At 72.2% G+C, this 17,914-nt stretch carries 18 protein-coding genes and 1 pseudogene; 5 read left to right on the top strand and 14 right to left on the bottom strand.

What is annotated here, in order from left to right; all coding sequences use genetic code 11:
- Positions 1-61: 61 nt before the first annotated feature.
- Positions 62-916 carry a Rieske (2Fe-2S) protein gene (locus tag PSH03_RS12890; RefSeq protein ID WP_210784179.1) on the top strand — a complete coding sequence of 285 codons (855 nt, stop codon included), beginning with the start codon at positions 62-64 and terminating at the stop codon, positions 914-916.
- Positions 917-1,591: 675 nt separating this feature from the next.
- On the opposite strand, the pseudogene PSH03_RS12885 reads toward PSH03_RS12890, so the two are convergent.
- The 12 genes and pseudogenes from PSH03_RS12885 to PSH03_RS12830 form a co-directional block, all read right to left on the bottom strand.
- A pseudogene (locus PSH03_RS12885) lies at positions 1,592-2,623 on the bottom strand (LysM peptidoglycan-binding domain-containing protein); the annotation flags it as partial.
- 14 nt (positions 2,624-2,637) lie between these two features.
- Complete coding sequence (locus PSH03_RS12880; RefSeq protein ID WP_238689239.1) at positions 2,638-3,087, bottom strand: pilus assembly protein TadG-related protein; 450 nt, start codon at positions 3,085-3,087, stop codon at positions 2,638-2,640.
- Positions 3,084-3,551, bottom strand: coding sequence for a TadE/TadG family type IV pilus assembly protein (locus PSH03_RS12875; protein WP_210784181.1), 468 nt, complete (start codon positions 3,549-3,551; stop codon positions 3,084-3,086). The genes PSH03_RS12880 and PSH03_RS12875 overlap by 4 nt, the downstream gene beginning before the upstream one ends.
- On the bottom strand, positions 3,548-3,991 hold the full coding sequence (locus PSH03_RS12870; protein WP_210784182.1) for a TadE family protein: 444 nt from the start codon (positions 3,989-3,991) through the stop codon (positions 3,548-3,550). The genes PSH03_RS12875 and PSH03_RS12870 overlap by 4 nt, the downstream gene beginning before the upstream one ends.
- Positions 3,992-3,996: 5 nt before the next feature.
- A complete protein-coding gene (locus PSH03_RS12865) occupies positions 3,997-4,200 on the bottom strand; it encodes a hypothetical protein (RefSeq protein WP_210784183.1) in 204 nt (67 codons plus the stop codon).
- A 25-nt stretch (positions 4,201-4,225) separates the two neighbouring features.
- A complete protein-coding gene (locus tag PSH03_RS12860) occupies positions 4,226-5,098 on the bottom strand; it encodes a type II secretion system F family protein (protein WP_210784184.1) in 873 nt (290 codons plus the stop codon).
- 55 nt (positions 5,099-5,153) lie between these two features.
- Positions 5,154-6,056: a type II secretion system F family protein gene (locus PSH03_RS12855; protein WP_238689238.1), complete on the bottom strand. Its 903-nt coding sequence runs from the start codon at positions 6,054-6,056 to the stop codon at positions 5,154-5,156.
- A gap of 4 nt (positions 6,057-6,060) precedes the next feature.
- A complete protein-coding gene (locus tag PSH03_RS12850) occupies positions 6,061-7,602 on the bottom strand; it encodes a TadA family conjugal transfer-associated ATPase (protein WP_238689237.1) in 1,542 nt (513 codons plus the stop codon).
- Positions 7,592-8,392 (bottom strand): CpaE/TadZ family protein, encoded by an 801-nt coding sequence (locus tag PSH03_RS12845; RefSeq protein ID WP_210784187.1) that lies wholly within the window; start codon positions 8,390-8,392, stop codon positions 7,592-7,594. Before PSH03_RS12845 ends, PSH03_RS12850 begins: the two co-directional genes overlap by 11 nt.
- Positions 8,393-8,394: 2 nt before the next feature.
- Positions 8,395-9,054: an SAF domain-containing protein gene (locus PSH03_RS12840; protein ID WP_210784188.1), complete on the bottom strand. Its 660-nt coding sequence runs from the start codon at positions 9,052-9,054 to the stop codon at positions 8,395-8,397.
- A complete protein-coding gene (locus PSH03_RS12835; RefSeq protein ID WP_372494752.1) occupies positions 9,051-9,980 on the bottom strand; it encodes a hypothetical protein in 930 nt (309 codons plus the stop codon). The genes PSH03_RS12840 and PSH03_RS12835 overlap by 4 nt, the downstream gene beginning before the upstream one ends.
- A complete protein-coding gene (locus PSH03_RS12830) occupies positions 9,974-10,540 on the bottom strand; it encodes a hypothetical protein (RefSeq protein WP_238689236.1) in 567 nt (188 codons plus the stop codon). The genes PSH03_RS12835 and PSH03_RS12830 overlap by 7 nt, the downstream gene beginning before the upstream one ends.
- A gap of 554 nt (positions 10,541-11,094) precedes the next feature.
- Here PSH03_RS12830 and PSH03_RS12825 point away from each other — a divergent pair.
- Positions 11,095-11,895, top strand: coding sequence for a prepilin peptidase (locus PSH03_RS12825; protein WP_372494750.1), 801 nt, complete (start codon positions 11,095-11,097; stop codon positions 11,893-11,895).
- Positions 11,896-11,927: 32 nt separating this feature from the next.
- Here PSH03_RS12825 and PSH03_RS12820 read toward each other — a convergent pair whose 3' ends face one another.
- Complete coding sequence (locus tag PSH03_RS12820; protein ID WP_210784192.1) at positions 11,928-12,557, bottom strand: phosphatase PAP2 family protein; 630 nt, start codon at positions 12,555-12,557, stop codon at positions 11,928-11,930.
- Between the two features lie 170 nt (positions 12,558-12,727).
- Between PSH03_RS12820 and PSH03_RS12815 the strand changes: the two genes are divergently transcribed.
- Positions 12,728-15,127 carry a glycoside hydrolase family 65 protein gene (locus tag PSH03_RS12815; protein ID WP_238689235.1) on the top strand — a complete coding sequence of 800 codons (2,400 nt, stop codon included), beginning with the start codon at positions 12,728-12,730 and terminating at the stop codon, positions 15,125-15,127.
- Positions 15,128-15,164: 37 nt separating this feature from the next.
- On the opposite strand, the gene PSH03_RS12810 is transcribed toward PSH03_RS12815, so the two are convergent.
- A complete protein-coding gene (locus tag PSH03_RS12810; RefSeq protein WP_112586282.1) occupies positions 15,165-15,629 on the bottom strand; it encodes a DUF8243 domain-containing protein in 465 nt (154 codons plus the stop codon).
- A gap of 196 nt (positions 15,630-15,825) precedes the next feature.
- Here PSH03_RS12810 and PSH03_RS12805 point away from each other — a divergent pair, with 196 nt between their 5' ends.
- Positions 15,826-16,986, top strand: a complete 1,161-nt coding sequence (locus tag PSH03_RS12805; protein WP_238689234.1) for a low temperature requirement protein A — start codon at positions 15,826-15,828, stop codon at positions 16,984-16,986.
- A gap of 27 nt (positions 16,987-17,013) precedes the next feature.
- On the top strand, positions 17,014-17,910 hold the full coding sequence (locus PSH03_RS12800) for a helix-turn-helix domain-containing GNAT family N-acetyltransferase (RefSeq protein ID WP_238689233.1): 897 nt from the start codon (positions 17,014-17,016) through the stop codon (positions 17,908-17,910).
- The last annotated feature ends 4 nt before the right edge of the window (positions 17,911-17,914 follow it).

The following is a 17,914-nucleotide window of genomic DNA, read 5'->3' as shown; positions in this document are numbered from 1 at the left end:
GCGCGGCAGGTTTGTCACCGCCGACCGGTTTGCGACGGCGATCGCCGGGAAGTCGGTACTCGTGCGAGCACTTTTGACGAAAGTTGAGCAGGACTCCCGGCTGGACCGCGCGGGTGACCGGTTGCAGAAGATCGTCCTGGGGGCGCTGCGTCCACGCCGGCTGCGCGACCTGCTGCACGGGGTGACCCTCGGGCATCCGCTGCACCCGGCGATGGTGCAGGTGCCGGTCGGCGCGTGGATCAGCGCCGCGGTGCTGGACCTCATGCCCGGGCAGCGTCGGCCCGCCACCGTGCTGGTCGGTCTGGGCACCGTCAGCGCGCTGCCAGCGGCGGTCGCAGGTCTGAACGACTGGGCGGCACTCGCCCGCGACCAGCGCCGGGTCGGCCTGGTGCACGCCGCCGCCAACACCGTCGGCCTGACGCTCTACGCCGGCTCGTTGGCCGCTCGGCTGTCCGGCCGCCACGGAATGGGCCGCGCCCTCGGCTTCCTCGGGCTCTCCACCGTGAGCCTCGGCGCGTACATCGGGGGTCACCTGGCGTACAAGCAGGGGGCGCAGGTCAACCAGAGCGTCTCCGAGCTGCACCGGATGACCGATGGCTGGCACTCGCTGGCCGACATGGCGACGCTGCCGCAACGCACCCTGATCACCCGAGAGGTGGACGACGACATCTCGGTGATCCTCTACCGGCACGGTGACGAGGTGACCGTGATGTTGGAGCGCTGCCCGCACCAGAGCGGGCCGCTCGGCGAGGGTGAGGTGCAGGAGATCGACGGCCACGCCTGCGTGGTCTGCCCGTGGCACGGCAGCGCCTTCCGGCTCAACGGCGGTGAGGTCGTGCAGGGGCCGTCCGGCAACGACCAGCAGGTCCTGCCCACCCGGATCCAGAACGGCGTACTCCAGACCCGCGTGCCCTGACCGCGTGCCCTGACCGCCTGCGCTGGGTGTGTCACCCCGCGCCGATGCTCCTCGCCGCGCGGCAGTAACGCCTTCGACGCATATGCCTGTGAGTCATCTTTATGACTCACAGGCATATCGCTCTCCGAGACATTGCCCCGGCCACTCCCGCTAGGCGGCGTGCCTCGACCGTCGCCGGCCGCAGGACGGCGGAGACACCGGGTCGTGCGGGCCCGCTCAGGTGCGTCGGTGTCGGCCGACCGGCGGACCGTCGGGCACGGAGTCCAGGCCGTGCCCGCCGTCGAACAGCCCGCCCTCGCCACCAGCACCGGCCCAGCCCTCGTCACCACTCCAGCCCCCAGGGCCAGCGGCCGTCATTCCGCCGCCGTGGGGCGCCGTGCCGCCGGAGAGAGCCATTCCGCTGCCCGGAAACGCCGTGCTGCCGGGGAAAGCCATTCCGCTTCCGGCGGGCGTCACTTCGCTGCCGGTAGGTGTCACCCCACTGCCGGTAGGTGCCACCCTGCTGCCCGTCGGTGCCGCCCCGCTGCCGGTGGATGTCACTCCGCCGCCGCGAGGTGCGAAGCCGTTCCCGCTCGGTGCCACCCCGCCGTGCGGTGTCGCCGGTGCTTCGATGGCCGCAGCCGCCCGGCTCGCAGCCCAGGCGGCACCGCTGCCGGCCGCCCCACCACTGCCCCGCCGGCCCGCGCCGCTGCTACTTTGGCCCGCGCCGCGCCGGGATGTGCGGGAGGACGCGGCCAGTCGGGGAGCCGCCCCGGCGGTGGCTGGACGGCGGCGCAGCCCCAGGACTGCGCCGATCTGGGCGCCGACGATGCTCGCCACGGCCAGCACTGCGGAGACCGCCAGTGGGCGGTTCACCCGATCGGCGGCACCAGCCCCGGCTGCACCGACCGTCACCGCTGGTGGTTGGCCCGCTGACTCCGTACCGCTGGGTGGTGCCGGGGCCACCCGCGGCGGTGCGGCCTGCTCGGGCGCCGGCCGGGGCGCGGGCGGCTTCGGTGCTGCGGGCCTGTCGACGAGTCGACCGGTGGCGTGCTGGCGGGCCCCCTGGTCCGCGGCCTCGGTGGGCAGTCGGAGCAGTTGGCCGGGGCGGATCCGGTCCGGGTCGTCGAGCTTGTTCAGCTTGGCGAGCTGTCGGTAGTCCCCGAACTCGTCCAGGTACCGCTCGGCCACCTCCCCGAGGTAGTCGCCCCGCGCCACCCGGTACACCGGCGCGGCCGTGTCCGGTGTCGTCGCGGCGCGGGTCGGCGCGGCCAGGGTGGTGACGGACGTTGCGCTCGGACTCGCGTACACCGGAGTTCCGTAGACCGCCGCGGCGCTGGCGGCGGCGGGGCTGGCGACCAGGATCAGCGCGACCGAGCCGACCAGCGCGGCGGCGGCCTTCTGCTGGCGGCCCATCCCGGGCAGCTTCGGCGCCGGCCGGTGCAGGGTCTGTGCGCCGAGCTCGACGAGGACGGAGAAGGCGAACGTAGCCCAGCCGAACCAACCGGCCATGGCCAACGCCCGCAGGAAGAGCTGACCGTCGTCCCGGCTGGTCAGCGCGGTGCCCACCTCGCTGATCGTGGGGAGGTGGTCAGGCAGCGGGTTACCGGCGAAGGCGAGCAGCGCGATCGGCGCGCCGACCAGCAGCACCAGTAGCACGGCCAGCGCGCCGATGCCGGTGAGGATCCGTCCGGTCCGCCGTACGACGGACCCACCCGATGCGGGCATGGCTGCCTTCCTTCCTACGGTGTTGCGGTGATGGCACGCGCGGTCGCCTCGCCGGTGACGGTGACCGTCTTCTCCTGGATGAACGGTCCGATCATCGAGCGGTGGTAGGTGATGGAGACGGTCACCCGGATCAGGGTTTCCCCGTCGACCTGGGGGAAGTCCACGGTGTGGCCGGCGGTGTCGACGGCGGCCAGGTAGCTGGCGACCGCATCACGCGCCTCCGGCTCGTCGATCCGCTTCGGCCCGCCCTCGATGGCGGTGGCCCGGTCGATGGCCTGACCACCGGCCCGGGCCGCCTCGGCGGCCAGGTTCTGGGCGTGTTGCAGGGTGCGGAGCTGCCCGGCGCCGTCGAAGGAGAGGCCGATGATGGCCAGTACGCCGACCATCGTCACCGCGAGGAAGATGCTCACCCGGCCGTGCTCATCTCCCGGCGAGGGCAGGGCAGCCGACGTGGTGACCGTCATTGCCGACCCCGGTAACGGTCGAGTGGGGAGGTGAACTGCGCGGAGACCAGCCGTTCACTCTCCATCCCGGGCAGGATGTCGAGGGTGATGTCCTTGAAGGACACGCGGCAGCTGATCGTCACCGTCACCGTGGCGTTCGTACCGACTGCGCTGCTGAAGGCCTCGTCAAAGTTGGACCCGTTGCCGGGCGACCTGCCGGTGAATGTCGGCTTCAGGTCGTTGGCGCAGGCCAGGCCATGCCAGTCCAGCTGGGCCTGGGCGGCCTCCACCGCCTTCTGCCGGGCGGTGTCGGAGTCCCGGGAAATCGAGGCTGCTCGGGCGGCGTCGTGCGCGGCCGCCTGGAGCGCCTCCGCTGCCACGGCGCTGCGCCCGACCACGCCGGCCAGCACCATCAACGCGATGAACGCGGGCGCGAGGACCGCCACCTCGATGGAGACCGAGCCCCGCTCGGCGGTACGGCTCATGGCGGGGTCACCCTCTCCACCGTTCCGTGGGCAGTCTGCTGTATTGCGAAGTCCACGCCCGGCACCACGGACAGGGACCGGCCGCTCACCGTGCAGGTCACGTCGGTCGTGGTGGTCACGCAGGTCGGGCCGGCCTTGTCCCAGCCCACCAGCCAACCGCCGGCTGCCCTCAGGAAGCGGGAGGCGCTGTCCACCCCGGCGCCGTTGCGCGCCTCGTACGTCCGTTGCGCGTTGACGCCACTCTGCGCGGCGTTCAACGCGGTCGAGCGGGCGAGGAAGACGGCCGCGACCTGGATCGAGGCGAAGAGCAGCACCAGGATCAGCGGCATCATCACGGCCAGTTCCACCGGGTTGGCGCCCCGCTCCCGGTCGCCGGCCGCGAGGCGGCGCCGGGTGGCGGTGACCGCCCGGCTCCACCTCGGGTACGCGGCTCGACGCATCCCGGCTACTTCGGGACCGTGTAGTCCGGGATGCCGTCCATCCAACCCTTGGCCTTGGTCAGGGCCAGTGCGGTGATGGCCATGGCGACGGCGACCAGGCCGGCGATGATCACCGCGGTGGGCACCGGGCTGTCGCCCCGTTCACCGTCCCGGCGCAGCTCGGCCAGGCGCGTCGTCACCACGACGTGCAGATAGCTGAGGATGGACATGGCGTTCTCCTTCGAGGGGGAGGGGTCAGACTCGGGCGATGAACGGATAGAGGACGAACCCGAGCAGCACGAAGACGAGCAGCGCGCCCGGGATGTCGAGCTTGCTGGTCACCCCTTCGGCGCGCGTCAGGTTGTCGGTGCGGATCTGGTCGCGCAGCGAGTCGGCCCGGCTGCGCAGCGTCTCGTGCACCTGCGCGCCCTCGCTGCCGGAGGAGCGCATGATGGCGCCGACGTCGCCCAGTTCCGGAATACCGATCTTGTCGGCCAGGTCGCGCAGCTCGTCCCAGGGCGCGTGCATCTGCATCTGGGCGATCCGCAGCGACTCCTGGAGCCGGTCGAACACCCAACCGTCGCAGACCGCCGCCGCCCGCTCCAGCGACTGCACCGGCCCGTGCGCCGCCGAGAGCTGCAACGCCACCAGGTCGAGGTAGGTGCAGACCGCCTGGCGGAACTCGTCGCGGGCGGCGTTGGCCTTGGTCAGCACGGCGCGGTGCGCCAGCAGGCCGGCCAGCAGCGCCAGGCCGAGACTGCCCAGCACCGGCACGACCAGCGGGAACGGGATGCCGAGCACCCACAGCACCACCCCGAGCAGTGTTGGTGTGGCCAACCCGATCAGCGCGGAGAGCAGCACCGACAACGCGTACTGCTCGGAGGTCTGACCGATCAGGGCGAGCTGCATCTGCGGCGGCCGCAACCAGCGGGACATCCCGGTCAGCCAGTCGAGCCGCCGGGACGCGGGCGTGGCCACCCGGCCGGTACCCGGCGGCTGATGCAGTCGGCGCAGCGCGGGCCCGAGCGCCGGTGTCGCCGGCACCAGCTCCCGGACCACCAGGAACACGCCCAGACCGACCCCGGCGCCACCGCAGACCGCGAGGGCGAACTGCCAGTTCACGATCACGGGAGCCGCCTTTCGCTCGCGACTGTGGGGCTCCGCTGCGCTGCACTCCTCGCGCTCACGCGATCACCTCGGCCGGGTTGGGCGCCGGCAGGAACCGGGCCGGCCGCTGCGGCTGGCTCATCGACCGCACCCAGGCCAGCAGGCCGATGAAGGCGGCGCCGAGGGCGGCCATCACCAGCTGACCCACCGGTGTGCCGTACGGCCTGATGTACTCGGTGTTGATCAGCCCGTAAGCCAGGGTTGCCAGCGTCATCCCGGTGAGGAAGCGGACCGCGAACCGGGGCTGGGTGCGCTTGGCCTCGATCTCCCGACGGGTCGCCACCTCCGCGGACGCCGCGCCGGCGATCGAACCGAGCACGTCACCAAGCCGCTCACCCCGGTCCGACAGGTGCAGGATCAGCGCCGCGACCACCTGGTCGCAGACCGGGTCGGCGATCTCGTCGGCGAACGCCAGCAGCGCGGAGCGGGCCATCCAGCCGGCCTGGAGACGGGCGGCGAGCAGCCGTACCTCGTCCTCGACGCCGGGTGGCACGCTGCCGATGGTGCCGATGATCGACTGCTGGAGGCCCTGCCCGGTGCCGGAGACGTCCTTGAGTCGGCGGGTCCACTCGCCGACCGCCTCGATCCGGGCGATCGCCCGCTGCTCGGCCTTGCCCACTCCGAACAGCCACGGGGTGCCGGGCACTGCCACCGCCACCAGCAGGCCCACCACCGGCAACCCGGTCAGCAGGAACGCCAGCGCGCCGCCGACCAGCGCGACGACCAGCAGCGCCTGGTAGCTCCGCTGCTCGGCCGGAGTGCTGCCCGGCCCGCGCCACAGTCGGCTCAGCCCCGGCCCGCTGCCCGGCTGCGGCCCGGGGGGTCGACGGGTGCCCACCAGCGCGACCACGGCCAGCAGCAGCCCGGCCACACAGGCGGCGCCGGAGACCACGGCGATCAACTCCAGGCTGTCGAGCATCAGATCACCGCCGGGCCAGTCGAGTCTGCCGAGGCCGCCGCCAGGCACCGGCACCGGCCTCGACCCACCGGGTCAGCAACCGTGCGTCGTAACCCACCCGCAGCAACTGGTCGCGGACCCGCTCCGGCAGGTGCCGGGGGACCGCACGACCGTCCGGGCCGGGCCCGAAGACAGTGGTGGTGGTGATCCGACCGGCTTCGCCGGCCCCGATCACCTCCTCCACCTGCGAGACGAACCGGTGCTTCCGCCCGCCGATCGCGGTCTCGTCCTCGATGGTGACGTAGACGATCAGGTCGAGCGCGTTGCCTGCCATCCGGCGGGCCTGGTCGACGGTCATCTCGCGGCCGTGCGCCAGGGCAAGCTCGACGATCCGTTCACCCACACCGGCGGCGGTACGGGCGTGGATGGTGCACATCGACCCCCGGCTGGTGGTCATCGCCTGGAGCATCGGCACGATCTCCCGGGACCGCACCTCGCCCACGATGATCCGCAGGACGCCCATCCGCAGCGACAGCGGGATCAGGTCGGCGATGGTCACCTCACCGGCTGGACGCCCGTCGAACCCGCGCTCGCCGTGGCCCTCCCGGGCCTCGAAGCTCATCACCGCCCGGTGCCGCTCCCGGCGGCGGGCCGGGAGCAGCTCCCGACTCTCCTCCAGCAGCACGTACGGCTCATCCTGCGGGATCTCGTTCATCAGTGCCCGGATGACAGTGGTCTTTCCAGCACCGGCCAACCCGGCGACCATGATGTTCAGACCGGCGCGCATCGCCGCGCGGAGGAAGTCGCGCAGCAGCGGGTCGATCATCTCGTCCAGGTCACCTCGGGCACCCGCGAGGTCGTCGAGGCTCACGTCCAGGGTGTTGTGCTTGCGGATCACCGCGTACGGGCGGTGGCTGACCAAAAACACAGCGGCCAGCCGGCTGCCGTCGGGCAGTTGCAGGTCGAGGGTGGGCTTCACTGTGGAGAGGGACCGCTCGGTCGCGCCCGCCCGGCGGGCCGCCGCCTGGAGGATCTCCACCAGCTCGGCGTCGCTGTCGGCGATCGGCTCGGCCCAGTCCACCCCACCGCCGTGCCGGGTGATGCGTACCTGGTCGCAGCCGAGGATGTGCACCTCCTCGATGGTGTCGTCGACCAGCAGCGTCTGTAGCCGGCCGAGCCCGACCAGCTCGGCGGTCACCTGGTCGAGCAGCAGGCGTTCATCGCCGGCGGCCATCGGCGTGCCGGCCCGGCGCACCGAGTCCGCGTACGCGGAGACCACAGTGACGGCGAGTCGGGCCCGCTCGGTGTCCTCCTCGTCGACTGTGAACTCCCGGCCGCGCTGCCAGAGGGTGAGCCGTTCGGTGAGTTCCCGGCGCAGCTCCCGGACCACCTGGAAGTCCATCCGGGCCCGGGGCGGCGCATCCGGCGGCGGGCTGGCCGCGGGCGTCGACTGCGGCAGCGGCCCGGCCTGGTGGTGCCGACCGTTCGGCACGGCCAGGGGCGGCGCGGTGGAGGTCACGCCCGGTGGCTGTTGGCGCGGGTCGGTGGAGACCGGCTCAAACCGCATCCGGCACCCCCTGCTGCACGGGCCACGCCAACCGGGCCCGCCGCCGCTCCAGCAGCGCCCCGACCGGCACCTCCAACGCGGCCGCCGCGCGCATCAGCGGCCGACCGGCCCGCACTGTCCCGCCCAGGGCGAGCACCCCGGCGGTACGCGGATCGTGCGGCAGCCGCGCGATGACCGGCAGTTTCAGGGCCCGGCTGATCTCGGACCGCCCGTGCCCGTCGCCGACCAGCAGCAGCCGCAGGGTGCCCGGGGGCACCCGGTGCTCGGCGAAGTCCCGTTCGATCGTGGTGACCACCGCGCGGGTGCCGGAGAGGTCCGGCAGGTTCGCCCGGGTCACCAACAGCACCACCGAGGCGGCCCGCAGCACCGGCCACGGAGGCCCGGTCACGTGCAGCCGACCGCAGTCGACCAGGACGTCGTAGCCGGGGGTGCCGCGGTCGAGGGCGTCGAAGTAGTCGGCGAAGCGCTGCCAGAGCGGGGTGACGCTGCCGCTCTGGGCCGGGTCGACGAGGCCGGGCAGCAGCAGCCGTTCCCGGCGGGGGGCGTCCAGGTCGACCAACTGGGACCAGAACGCGGTCTCCAGGTTGCCGTCGCGCAACTCGCCGACGGCCAGCTCTCCGATGCCGCGCGGGCCGTCCAGTTGGCCGCCGAGGTATCCGGCGAGGATCGAGCCGCCGGCCGGGTCACATTCGGCGACCACCAGCCGCCGGTGCCAGGCAAGAGCGCAGGCCAGCGCCGAGGTGGTGACGCCGGGCGAACCCTTCGCGGAGACCAGCGCGATGATCGCCATGCTCAGGCCGCTTCGGTCAGCACGACGGCGAGCCGTTCCTGTGCGGCGAGCGCCACCACAGCGGGCACGTCACGGATGAGCAGCGCCAGGTACAGGACCTTGTCGTCGGTGGCCGGGCTGACCATGTCGATGACTGTGGCCGCGAACCGGGTGCCGGCGGCGGCCGTGTCTCCGTCGGCGTTGTTGTCCGGGGTGCTGACCAGCAGCACCTTGTCGCCCGGGTGCAGTTCGCGGGCCGGCACCTGGGCGGTCTTCAGACCGAGCGCGATCTGCTGCTGGCCGGGGCCGAGCAGCGGGTCGTCGGTGACCTGTCCCAGGGTGAGCAGCGTGCCCGGAAGCAGCGCGACCGCAGCCCGTTTGCCGACCACCTCGTCGAGCCGTGCGGCGGGCACCGGGCGCAACCCCTGGCCGCCGGCGACCTGCACGGTGACCAGGTCGGCTGCGCTGATCTCCCGGCCTACCTCCACCGGTCGTGCCACCGCCAGATAGCTGCCGGTGGCCCGTACCGAGGTGACAGCGAAGGCCGCGCCCAGCCCGCCCAGCGCGATCAGGAGGACGGCGAGACCGAGCAGCCCGGGACGGACCCGGCGCTGGCGGACCACCGTGGGCGGGTTGACGGGTGCGTCCACCGGCGGGGTCCCGTTGCGCGTCGCGAGGCTCATCTGGTGACCACCTGGAGTTCGTTGATCTGGATCGGAACGATGCCGCTGTTACGGGTCACCAGGATTTCTCCGCTCTCGCCACCGCCGCGCCAGGTCACCGTCCAATGGGTGGTGGCGGTCACGTCGTAGGTGTCGGCCTCCGAGTAGCCCTCGTCGTAGCCGCAGTCGGGGGACGTGAGGCCGGCGCGACTGCCCTTCGGGTCGTACGGGGTGCCGGGACCGTCGCAGGTGACGTACTCGTCGTTGCCCATGTCCCAGACGATCCGGTCGACCTTCGCCTCGATGGAGACGGTCACGCCCCGGTCTGACGCGGACGCGGTCAGCGGGCCGAAGTAGCTGGGGGTCGGGGTCGCCCACATCCACACCGGCAGACCGACCAGGCCCGGACCGATGTCCTTGCGGGGGGCGACCTTCAGCCGCGCCGGCAGCAGACTGATCGACGCCAGGGCGCGGCGGGCCAACTCCTCCGGGTTGGGCGGCGCGCCGAAGCCGGCCGGCGGGTCGTCCAGCAGCACAACGGTCTGGTTGCCCACGTCGGCGCCGCCGTTGCACGTCTTGACGTACCACTGCTGACCCTCGGGTGCCACGCCCTGCGGCTCGGCCAACTTGTAGTAGCAGCCGTCGCTACTGCTGAACCAGCCCAACACCTCGTCGTAGCAGGGGACGGTTCGCCCGTTCCACCGACAGGTGCCGCTGCCACCCCCGCCGCCACCGTCGTCCCCACCGTCGTCCCCGCCGCCGCCGGGATCGCCCGGGTTGCCGGGTTCGTCGTCCCAGACGCTGCAGTCGGGCTGGGCGGGCGGGCAGCCGGCTCCCGGGTCGGCCCGTCGAGCGGCGGCGGCCGGCAGGGTCGCGCCGACCACCAGCAGGAGCGTGAGGCCGATTCCGGCGATCGCCCGTCGGGTTGTCGCGGCCCGGGTCAGCACGGCTGGTCCCGGTGCGTCGTACCGGAGTTGATCAGCCAGCGGCCGTCGGGGTAGCGGGTCGCGGTGGCGGTGGAGAGGTGTCTGCCGCCGCCACTGCCCGGGACGGGGCGTTTGTTCTTGGCGTAGACCAGCCGGTAACCGGTCGTGTCCAGGCAGTCCTGGATCTCGACGGTGGCCGGCTTCGTGTCCAGGCTGACGGCGGTCACGGTCGGGTCGGACTTCAACGTCCCGGTACGCATGGCGCCGTGCTCCTTTGCGTCGCGAATGGACAATTGGACCCGAGTGAGAAGTGGGTCAGCGAGGAATCGGGACAGTTCCGGCGCGCGCGGATCGCTGCGCAGGCCCGCCGTACGTGAGGCCGCGAGATACCCGGAGTACGCGTCAAGTGCCGCCTTCTCGGCAGCGCGCCGTTCGACGTCGGGATCGATCCGGGGTCCGTCGTCGCGGGCTGCCGTCGGCCGTTCGACCGTTTCCCGTCCGCTGGCGCAGGCGGTGACCGGCATCACCGCCACGACCGCCAGCAGGCAGATTGCCGCTCGTCTGAGCTGCCGTCCGCGCACCGTCGAGCCTCCTCGTGGTCGCCCGGGGCGGTGACGGTTCACCGCCGTCGGGCATGCGGAAGCGCGCCCGGATCAGCACATCCGGAGCCGTTCATTGCGCTTCCGCATTCACCGTTACGGATCTTTTACAAATTCGGGGTCCTGTGTCTTCCGATGGTGAAGGTGAGGCTTGCGTCACACCCAAGGGGCGAGCATAGGCTGACGCTCGCCGATGCAACAGAGGCAATTCAAGCGAACACTCTGTGTGATGACAGGTGGTGGTGATGGGTGTCCGCACCGCATCCCGAGCAATGGTGGAGCGAAAGGTCGTTATTGATGGGGCGTCACCGGCTCGGATGGCCTCACCGAAGTCTCGTCACCGGTCGCGGGAGTGGGACATCGCGGCCTCATCCCGGCATTCGAACGCCGTTGTCGGCCGACCGGCGGCCTCCTCGTTCGACGGGGTGCCCGACTCGGAGGCGGCCAAAGGCATCCTCGCGGGCATGGGTCGGCAGGTCGCTTTCTGCGCCATCCGCTACACCAGAGCGAGTGCTCAGTCACGATCCGTGTTCGCTATGACGGAACCCACCCGACGGGCAGCGCCCGCCCAGCGGGGCGAACGACCATCGGGGCTCGTCTCGGCGCTGGCGCGTACCCGGGTCTCGACGGTGTTCGCGATCCTCGCGATCGGTCCGCTGATGCGGTTGGCCGCGCTGCGCTACGCCGTACCCCCGGGTCTGCCCAGCCGGACCGGCTGCGACGCCTGCGGCGCGCCGGTCGGCCTGACCCACCCCTGGCCGGCGCTGGGCCCGGCGGCCCGGTGCGGTCAGTGCCGCGCCCGGGTCGGCCCACCGCCGGCCACCGTCGAGTTGGCCGTGCTCGCGGCGGCGGTGCTGCTGGCGCTCGCCGGTCCACCGGGCGGGGCGCTGCCGGCGCTGATCTGGTGGCTCGGCTGGACCATCCCGGCGATCCTCGTCGACCTGGCCGTGCACCGGTTGCCGGACCGGCTGACCCTGCCGGCGGCGGCCGGGACCTGGCTGCTGCTCGGCGTGGCCGCGCTCGACGCCGACCCGGGGCACTGGCTGCGGGCCGTCATCGGCGGCGCCGGGCTGGCGCTCTTCTTCGCCAGCACCGCCGTGCTGCTCGGCCGCCGCGGCTTCGGGCTGGGCGACGCCAAGCTGGCGCTCAGCGTCGGCGCGCTGCTCGGCTGGTACGGCTGGCCGGTGCTGCTGTTCGGGCTGGTGCTCACCTTCGGGCTCTCCGCCGTGGTGAGTCTGGGCCTGCTGGCCGCCCGCCGCGCCAACTGGAGCACCCACCTGCCCTTCGGCCCGTTCCTGCTGCTCGGCACAATGGCCGCCCTCCTACTGACGACCTGACCCGCCGCCCCGCCGCCAGGGGGCGTCGGTGGTCAGGGGCGGGAGCGGCTGGCCAGTTTGGGGACCGGGCTGTCGGGACGGTTGGCGCGGCGGCGGAGCACCTCGCTGGTCGGGCGGGCCAGCAACGGGGTGAGCACCACGGCGACCAGGGCGCCGAACAGCACACCCGCGATCACGTCGTGCGGGTAGTGCACACCCACGAAGACCCGGGAGAACGCGCCGAGCGCGGCCAGGGGTAGCGCGACCAGGCCGAGTCGGCGGGAGAGCAGCAACGTGGTGACCGCCAGCGCACCGGCGATGGTGGCGTGGTTGCTGGGGAACGACCAGTCGCCCGGGGGCGGGCAGGCACCCGCGATGATCTCCCGACCGATGGTCCGGCAGGGCCGATCCTGGTCCACCACGGTCTTGAGGAACTCGCTGCCCACGTACGCCAGGAGGGCCGGCACCGGCGCGATCAGGGCGAGTGCCCGGTCGTGCGGGCCGCCGGACCGGCGGCTCAGCGCGGCCATCACCAGCAGCGCGCCGAGTAGCAGGATCACCCCCTCGGTGGCGTGTCCGACGAACCACTGCACCGGCTCTGGGCTGCCGGCGGCGGCGTCGACGACGTCGCTGTACCACTCGGCGCTGATCTCCGGAACGTCCATGCTGCCGTTGTCGAGCATGCATCACCTCACTTCACGTTCATACCCTGTTCACCTTGGGGACACCCTAGGAACGCACCAGAGGGCATCGCTGCTGTCGAAGGTCGGACGGCCCACCCGACCTTCGTCCAGGAATCGCACAGCCGGCTCTGGTTGGCTGTCGCAGGACGTCGACATCGACAGGAGGCCTCGTGCAGACCGGTTCGGCCACCGACCAACAGCAGTCCACCGCCGCTTCGGCGGACGACGAGACCTGGCGGATCCGGCGTACGGAGGCCGACCTGGACCGGCTCGGCGAGACCGAGTCGATCTTCGCGTTGGGCAACGGGTGGATCGGCTGGCGTGGGGTGCTCGACGAGGGTGCCCCGTGCGGGATGCCAGGCAGTTACGTCAGTGGCTTCCACGAGCGGCGCGAGCTGAGCTATCCCGAGGAGGGGTACGCGTTTCCGCCGGCCAGCGACACCGTCATCAGCGCACCGAACGCCGCGCTGATCCGGCTCTGGGTCGACGACGAGCCGTTGGATCTCCGGACCGGGACGCTGCGCAGCCACCAACGGGTGCTCGACCTGCGTACCGGCGTGCTGCGCCGGGAAACCGAGTGGATCTCACCGGCCGGGCGGGGCGTGCGCATCCACAGCACCCGGTTGGTGTCCCTGCCGCGTCGCCCGGTGGCCGCCGTCCGGTACGAGGTCGAGCCGTTGGACACCGCCGTCGAGCTGCGGGTCTGCTCGGATCTGCTGGCCAACGAGACGGTGCCGGAGCGTTCGGACGACCCTCGGGCCGCCTCGGTGCCCACCGACCCACTGACCGCCGAGACGTACCGTGCGACAGGCCTCGACGGCGTGCTGGTCCACCGCACCGAGCGCAGCGCCCAGCGTGTCGCGGTCGCTGTCAGTCACCTGCTGGAGGGGCCGGGCACGGTGACCACCACCGGTGACTGCACCCCGGACCGGGTACGGCTGACAGTGACGGGTCGCCTGCACCCGGGGGAGCGGTTGCGGCTGACGAAGTTCGCCGCCTACGAGTGGGCGGCGGTCGACGCGACGCCCGCCGACGAGTTGGCTGCCCTGGTTGCCGCCGAGGCGGACGCGGCGCGCGCGGACGGCTTCGATGCCCTGCTCACGGACCAGCGTGCCGCCCTGGACGCGGCCTGGCAGGTCGCCGACGTGCAGCTCGACGGCGATCCGGAGCTTCAGCAGGCCGTTCGGTTCGCGATGTTCCACCTGATCCAGGCCGGTCGCCCAGACTCCGACCGGACCATCTCGGCCAAGGGGTTGACCGGCAACGGCTACGACGGGCACGTCCTCTGGGACACCGAGAGTTACGTCCTGCCGGTGCTCACCTACCTGGCCCCGGCGGTGGCCCGCTCGGCGCTGAGTTGGCGGCACGCCCACCTCCCCGAGGCGCGGGAGCGGGCCGCCGAGCTGCGGTTGACCGGCGCGACCTTCCCGTGGCGCACCATCGGCGGCCGGGAAAGCTCCGGCTACTGGCCGGCGGGCACCGCCGCGCTGCACGTCAACGCCGACATCGCCGACGCGGTGTTGCGCTACCTGGCGGCCACCGACGACCAGGGGTTCCTGGCCGGGGCGGGGCTGGAACTGCTGGTGGAGACCGCCCGGCTCTGGCACGGCTTCGGCCACTGGTCGGACGAGGGCGACTTCCACCTGCACGGGGTGACCGGCCCGGACGAGTACGCCGCGCTGGTCGACGACAACGTGTTCACCAACCTGATGGCGAAGCGCAATCTGCGCGGCGCGGCGGACGCCGCCGAGGCGCATCCCGAGCTGGCCGGCCGGCTCGGCGTGGACCGCGACGAGGTGGCCGGCTGGCGGGCCGCCGCCGATGCGATGGCCGTCCCGTACGACCGCGAGCGCGGGGTGCACCAGCAGGCCGCCGGCTTCACCGAACAGCCCGAGTGGGACTTCGCGAACACCGGTGACGACGACTACCCGCTGCTGCTGCACTTCCCATACCTGGAGCTGTACCGCAAGCAGGTGGTCAAGCAGGCCGATCTGGTGCTGGCCATGCAGCTCTGCCCCGGTGAGTTCACCGCCGACGAGAAGGCCCGCAACCTGGCCTACTACCAGGCCCGCACGGTCCGCGACTCGTCGCTGTCGGCGGCACCGCAGGCGGTGCTGGCCGCCGAGGTCGGGCACCTGGATCTGGCGTACGACCTGTTCGCCGAGTCGGTCCTTCAGGACCTGGCCGACCTGGGCGACAAGACCGCCGACGGGCTGCACCTGGCCTCGCTGGCCGGCGCGTGGCTGGCGCTGGTGCAGGGCTTCGGTGGGCTGCGCGACGACCGGAGGATGCTCTCCTTCGACCCCCGGCTGCCGCGCCGGATCGACCGGCTGGCATTCAGCCTGCGCTGGCGCGGCCACCGGCTGCGGGTCACGTTGACTCCGGCCGAGGCCCGCTACGAGCTGCCCGACGCCGCCACGGATGCCGAGGTCGAGCTGTGGCACCACGGCGAGTCGCTGCGGGTCACCGGCGCCGAGCCGGTCACCCGGCCGATGCCGCCGGTGCCCGACCCCGGCCCGGAGCCGCCCTCCCCGCCCGGCCGCCGCCCCACCCGCCGCTCAGCCGACTGAGCCGCACCGACCGGCTCAGGCTGGCGCGGGCTCCGGCTCAGGTCGGGGCGGGACCACCGGCCATCCGCTCGCGGACGGCCTCCAGCGCCTCGAAGGCATACGCCCAGTTGTGGCACTTGAAGCTGCGCAGACCGTCGATCGCTGTGTGACAGTCGGAGCAGCGCACCCCGGCGATGGCATCCGGGATCTCGGTGTTGACGTACTTGCGCTCGCCCAGGATGACCGTGGCGATCATGGCCTTGTCGTGCAGGCCGGAGAGCGCCGACGAGACGATGTCGTACCAGGTGACCCGCCGGCGGCACTTCGGGCAGTCGGGTTCGTCGCCGCTGACCCAGAGCGGGGCGCCGATGCTGCGCGCCGGCATGCCGAGCAGTTTCTCCAGCCGCCGGACGTCCGACTCGGGGGTGGTCCAGCGGTGTCGGCCGGGCAGTGATGCGGGCGAGTCGTACACGGCGCGGAACAGGTCGTGGTCGACCTGCACGGTCTCGCGCTGAGCGGTCATCGGCGTCCCTCCTCGTTGAGTCGGTGCCCCCACCGTGGTCAGCGGTGACCATGGGCGCAGCCGGATCAACGACACGAGGGGTCGGTGGGTCGTCGCCCCCGAGGCGTCGCGCCGCCGCTGACCCCGCTTTCGCCTCCGGTGGCCGGTGTCGGGTGGTACGACGGACGCAGGGCGTGCGCCAGCGGGAGGAGCGCCGATGGCGAGCAGACCCGAACGGCTGCTGCGGGGCGGTGACTCGCCGCTGAGCGCCTCGTTCCTGGAGCTGTTCTTCGATCTGGCGTTCGTGCTCGCCCTCAGTCAGCTGGCCACCCACCTGTTGCACGACCTCAGCGTGGCCGGCGCGCTGCACACCGCAGTGCTGTTGACCGGGGTCTGGTGGATCTGGGTGACCACCACCTGGTTCGCCGACTGGTACGACCCGGAGAGCCCGGCGGTTCGGTGGCTGCTGGTCGGTGCCGCGCTGGGCAGCCTGCTGGCCGGGGTGGCGGTCCCGCAGGCGTTGGACGGGCGGGGCCTGCTCTTCGCCGGCGCGTACGTCTCGGTGCACATCGCCCGGGGTGTGTTCACAGTCCTCGCGCTACGTGGTCACCCGCGGCAGCGCCGGGCGCTGCGCATCCTCTGCTGGTTCTGCGTCTCGGCCGTACCGTGGTTGGCCGGTGGGTTTCTGCCGGAGTGGCGGGTGCCGCTCTGGTTGCTCGCCCTCGCTCTCGATCTCACCGGCCCACGACTCGGCTGGCCCACGCCACTGATGGGCCGGACCGGGCCGCAGGAGTTGCACCTGGCCGGTGAGCACTTCGCCGAGCGGTACCAACAAATCATGATCATTGCGCTCGGCGAACTCGTCCTGGTGGCCGGCCTCTCGTACGCCGACACCGACCTCGTCTTGGCACAGACCGCCGCGTTCCTGCTGGTCTTCGCCACCGCGGTGCTGATCGGTCTGCTCTACGTCACGCCCGCCGGCCAGCGCCTCGGCCCGGCCCTCGAGCGCGCCGACCCGTCCCGACTCGGGGTCACCACCGGATACCTGCACCTGGTGATGATCGCCGGGCTGGTGGTCACCGCCGTCGGCGCCGAGCTGAGCATCGCCCACCCCCTGCGCACCGGTGACACGACTGCGGTCCTGGTCATCCTGACTGGCCCGATGCTGTTCCTCGTCGGGCGGATCCTCTTCTCGGCGGCGATCCACCGGCGACTCTCCTGGCCGCGGGTTGTCGCCCTGCTCGTCCTGGCCGGTGCGGCGGCCGTTCTGCGGCTGCCGCTGTTGGCGGTCAGCGCGGTCGCCACCGGGGTGGTGCTCGTGGTGGTCGTCCTGGACCACGCCGGCATCGGGTCCTACCGGCACCGAGCTGGCGCATAGTCAAGAAGCCTGACTAAAGTCAGGTATATGGACTCGGCTCTCATCGCCGCCGTGCGGCGGTTCAACCGGACGGTCACCCAACGGGTGGGTGCGCTCGACGACGAGTACATGGCCCAGGGGCGCCCGCTGGGGCAGGCCCGGCTGCTCTGGGAGATCGGCCCCGCCGGTGCCGAGGTCGCCGCGCTACGGGCCCGGCTCGGCCTGGACTCCGGATACCTCAGCCGACTCCTGCGCACCCTGGAGAACGACGGCCTCATCGCCGTCGGACCGGCCGACCGGGCCGGCGGCGACGGCCGGGTCCGCGTCGCCACGCTCACCGACGCCGGCCGGACCCAGTGGGCCGACCTCGACCAGCGGTCGGACGATCTCGCCGCCTCGATCCTCGAACCACTCACCGAACACCGTCGCGAACGACTCGTCACCGCGATGGCCGAGGTCGAACGGCTGCTCATCGGGTCGATGGTCGTCGTCGAGCCATGCCCGCCGAGCGACCCGCGGGCCCGCGCGTGTCTGCGGGCCTATGCCCGCGACATCGCGCGACGGTTCGACGACGGGTTCGACCCCGCGCTGAGCAACCCGGTGCACGACGAAGCGCTCGTCCCGCCCAACGGGGTGCTCCTGCTCGCCACCCTCAACAGCGAACCGATCGGCTGCGGCGCTGTCAAACTCCACACCGACGCGCCCGCCGAGATCAAACGCGTGTGGGTGGCCGACACCGTACGCGGGCTCGGCGTCGGGCGGCGGCTGCTGGGCGAGTTGGAACGCTACGCCGCCGAGCGCGGCGCGACAGCGGTCCGGCTGGACACCAACCGCAACCTCACCGAGGCGATCGCCCTGTACCGGTCGACCGGTTACCGGGAGATCGAGGCGTACAACACCGAGCGCTACGCCCACCACTGGTTCGAGAAGCGGCTGGGGCACTGACGGC

It is taken from the genome of Micromonospora salmantinae, from assembly GCF_022230905.1.
Classification (GTDB): Bacteria; Actinomycetota; Actinomycetes; order Mycobacteriales; family Micromonosporaceae; genus Micromonospora; species Micromonospora salmantinae.
This window is presented reverse-complemented; position numbering and strand designations above follow the sequence as displayed.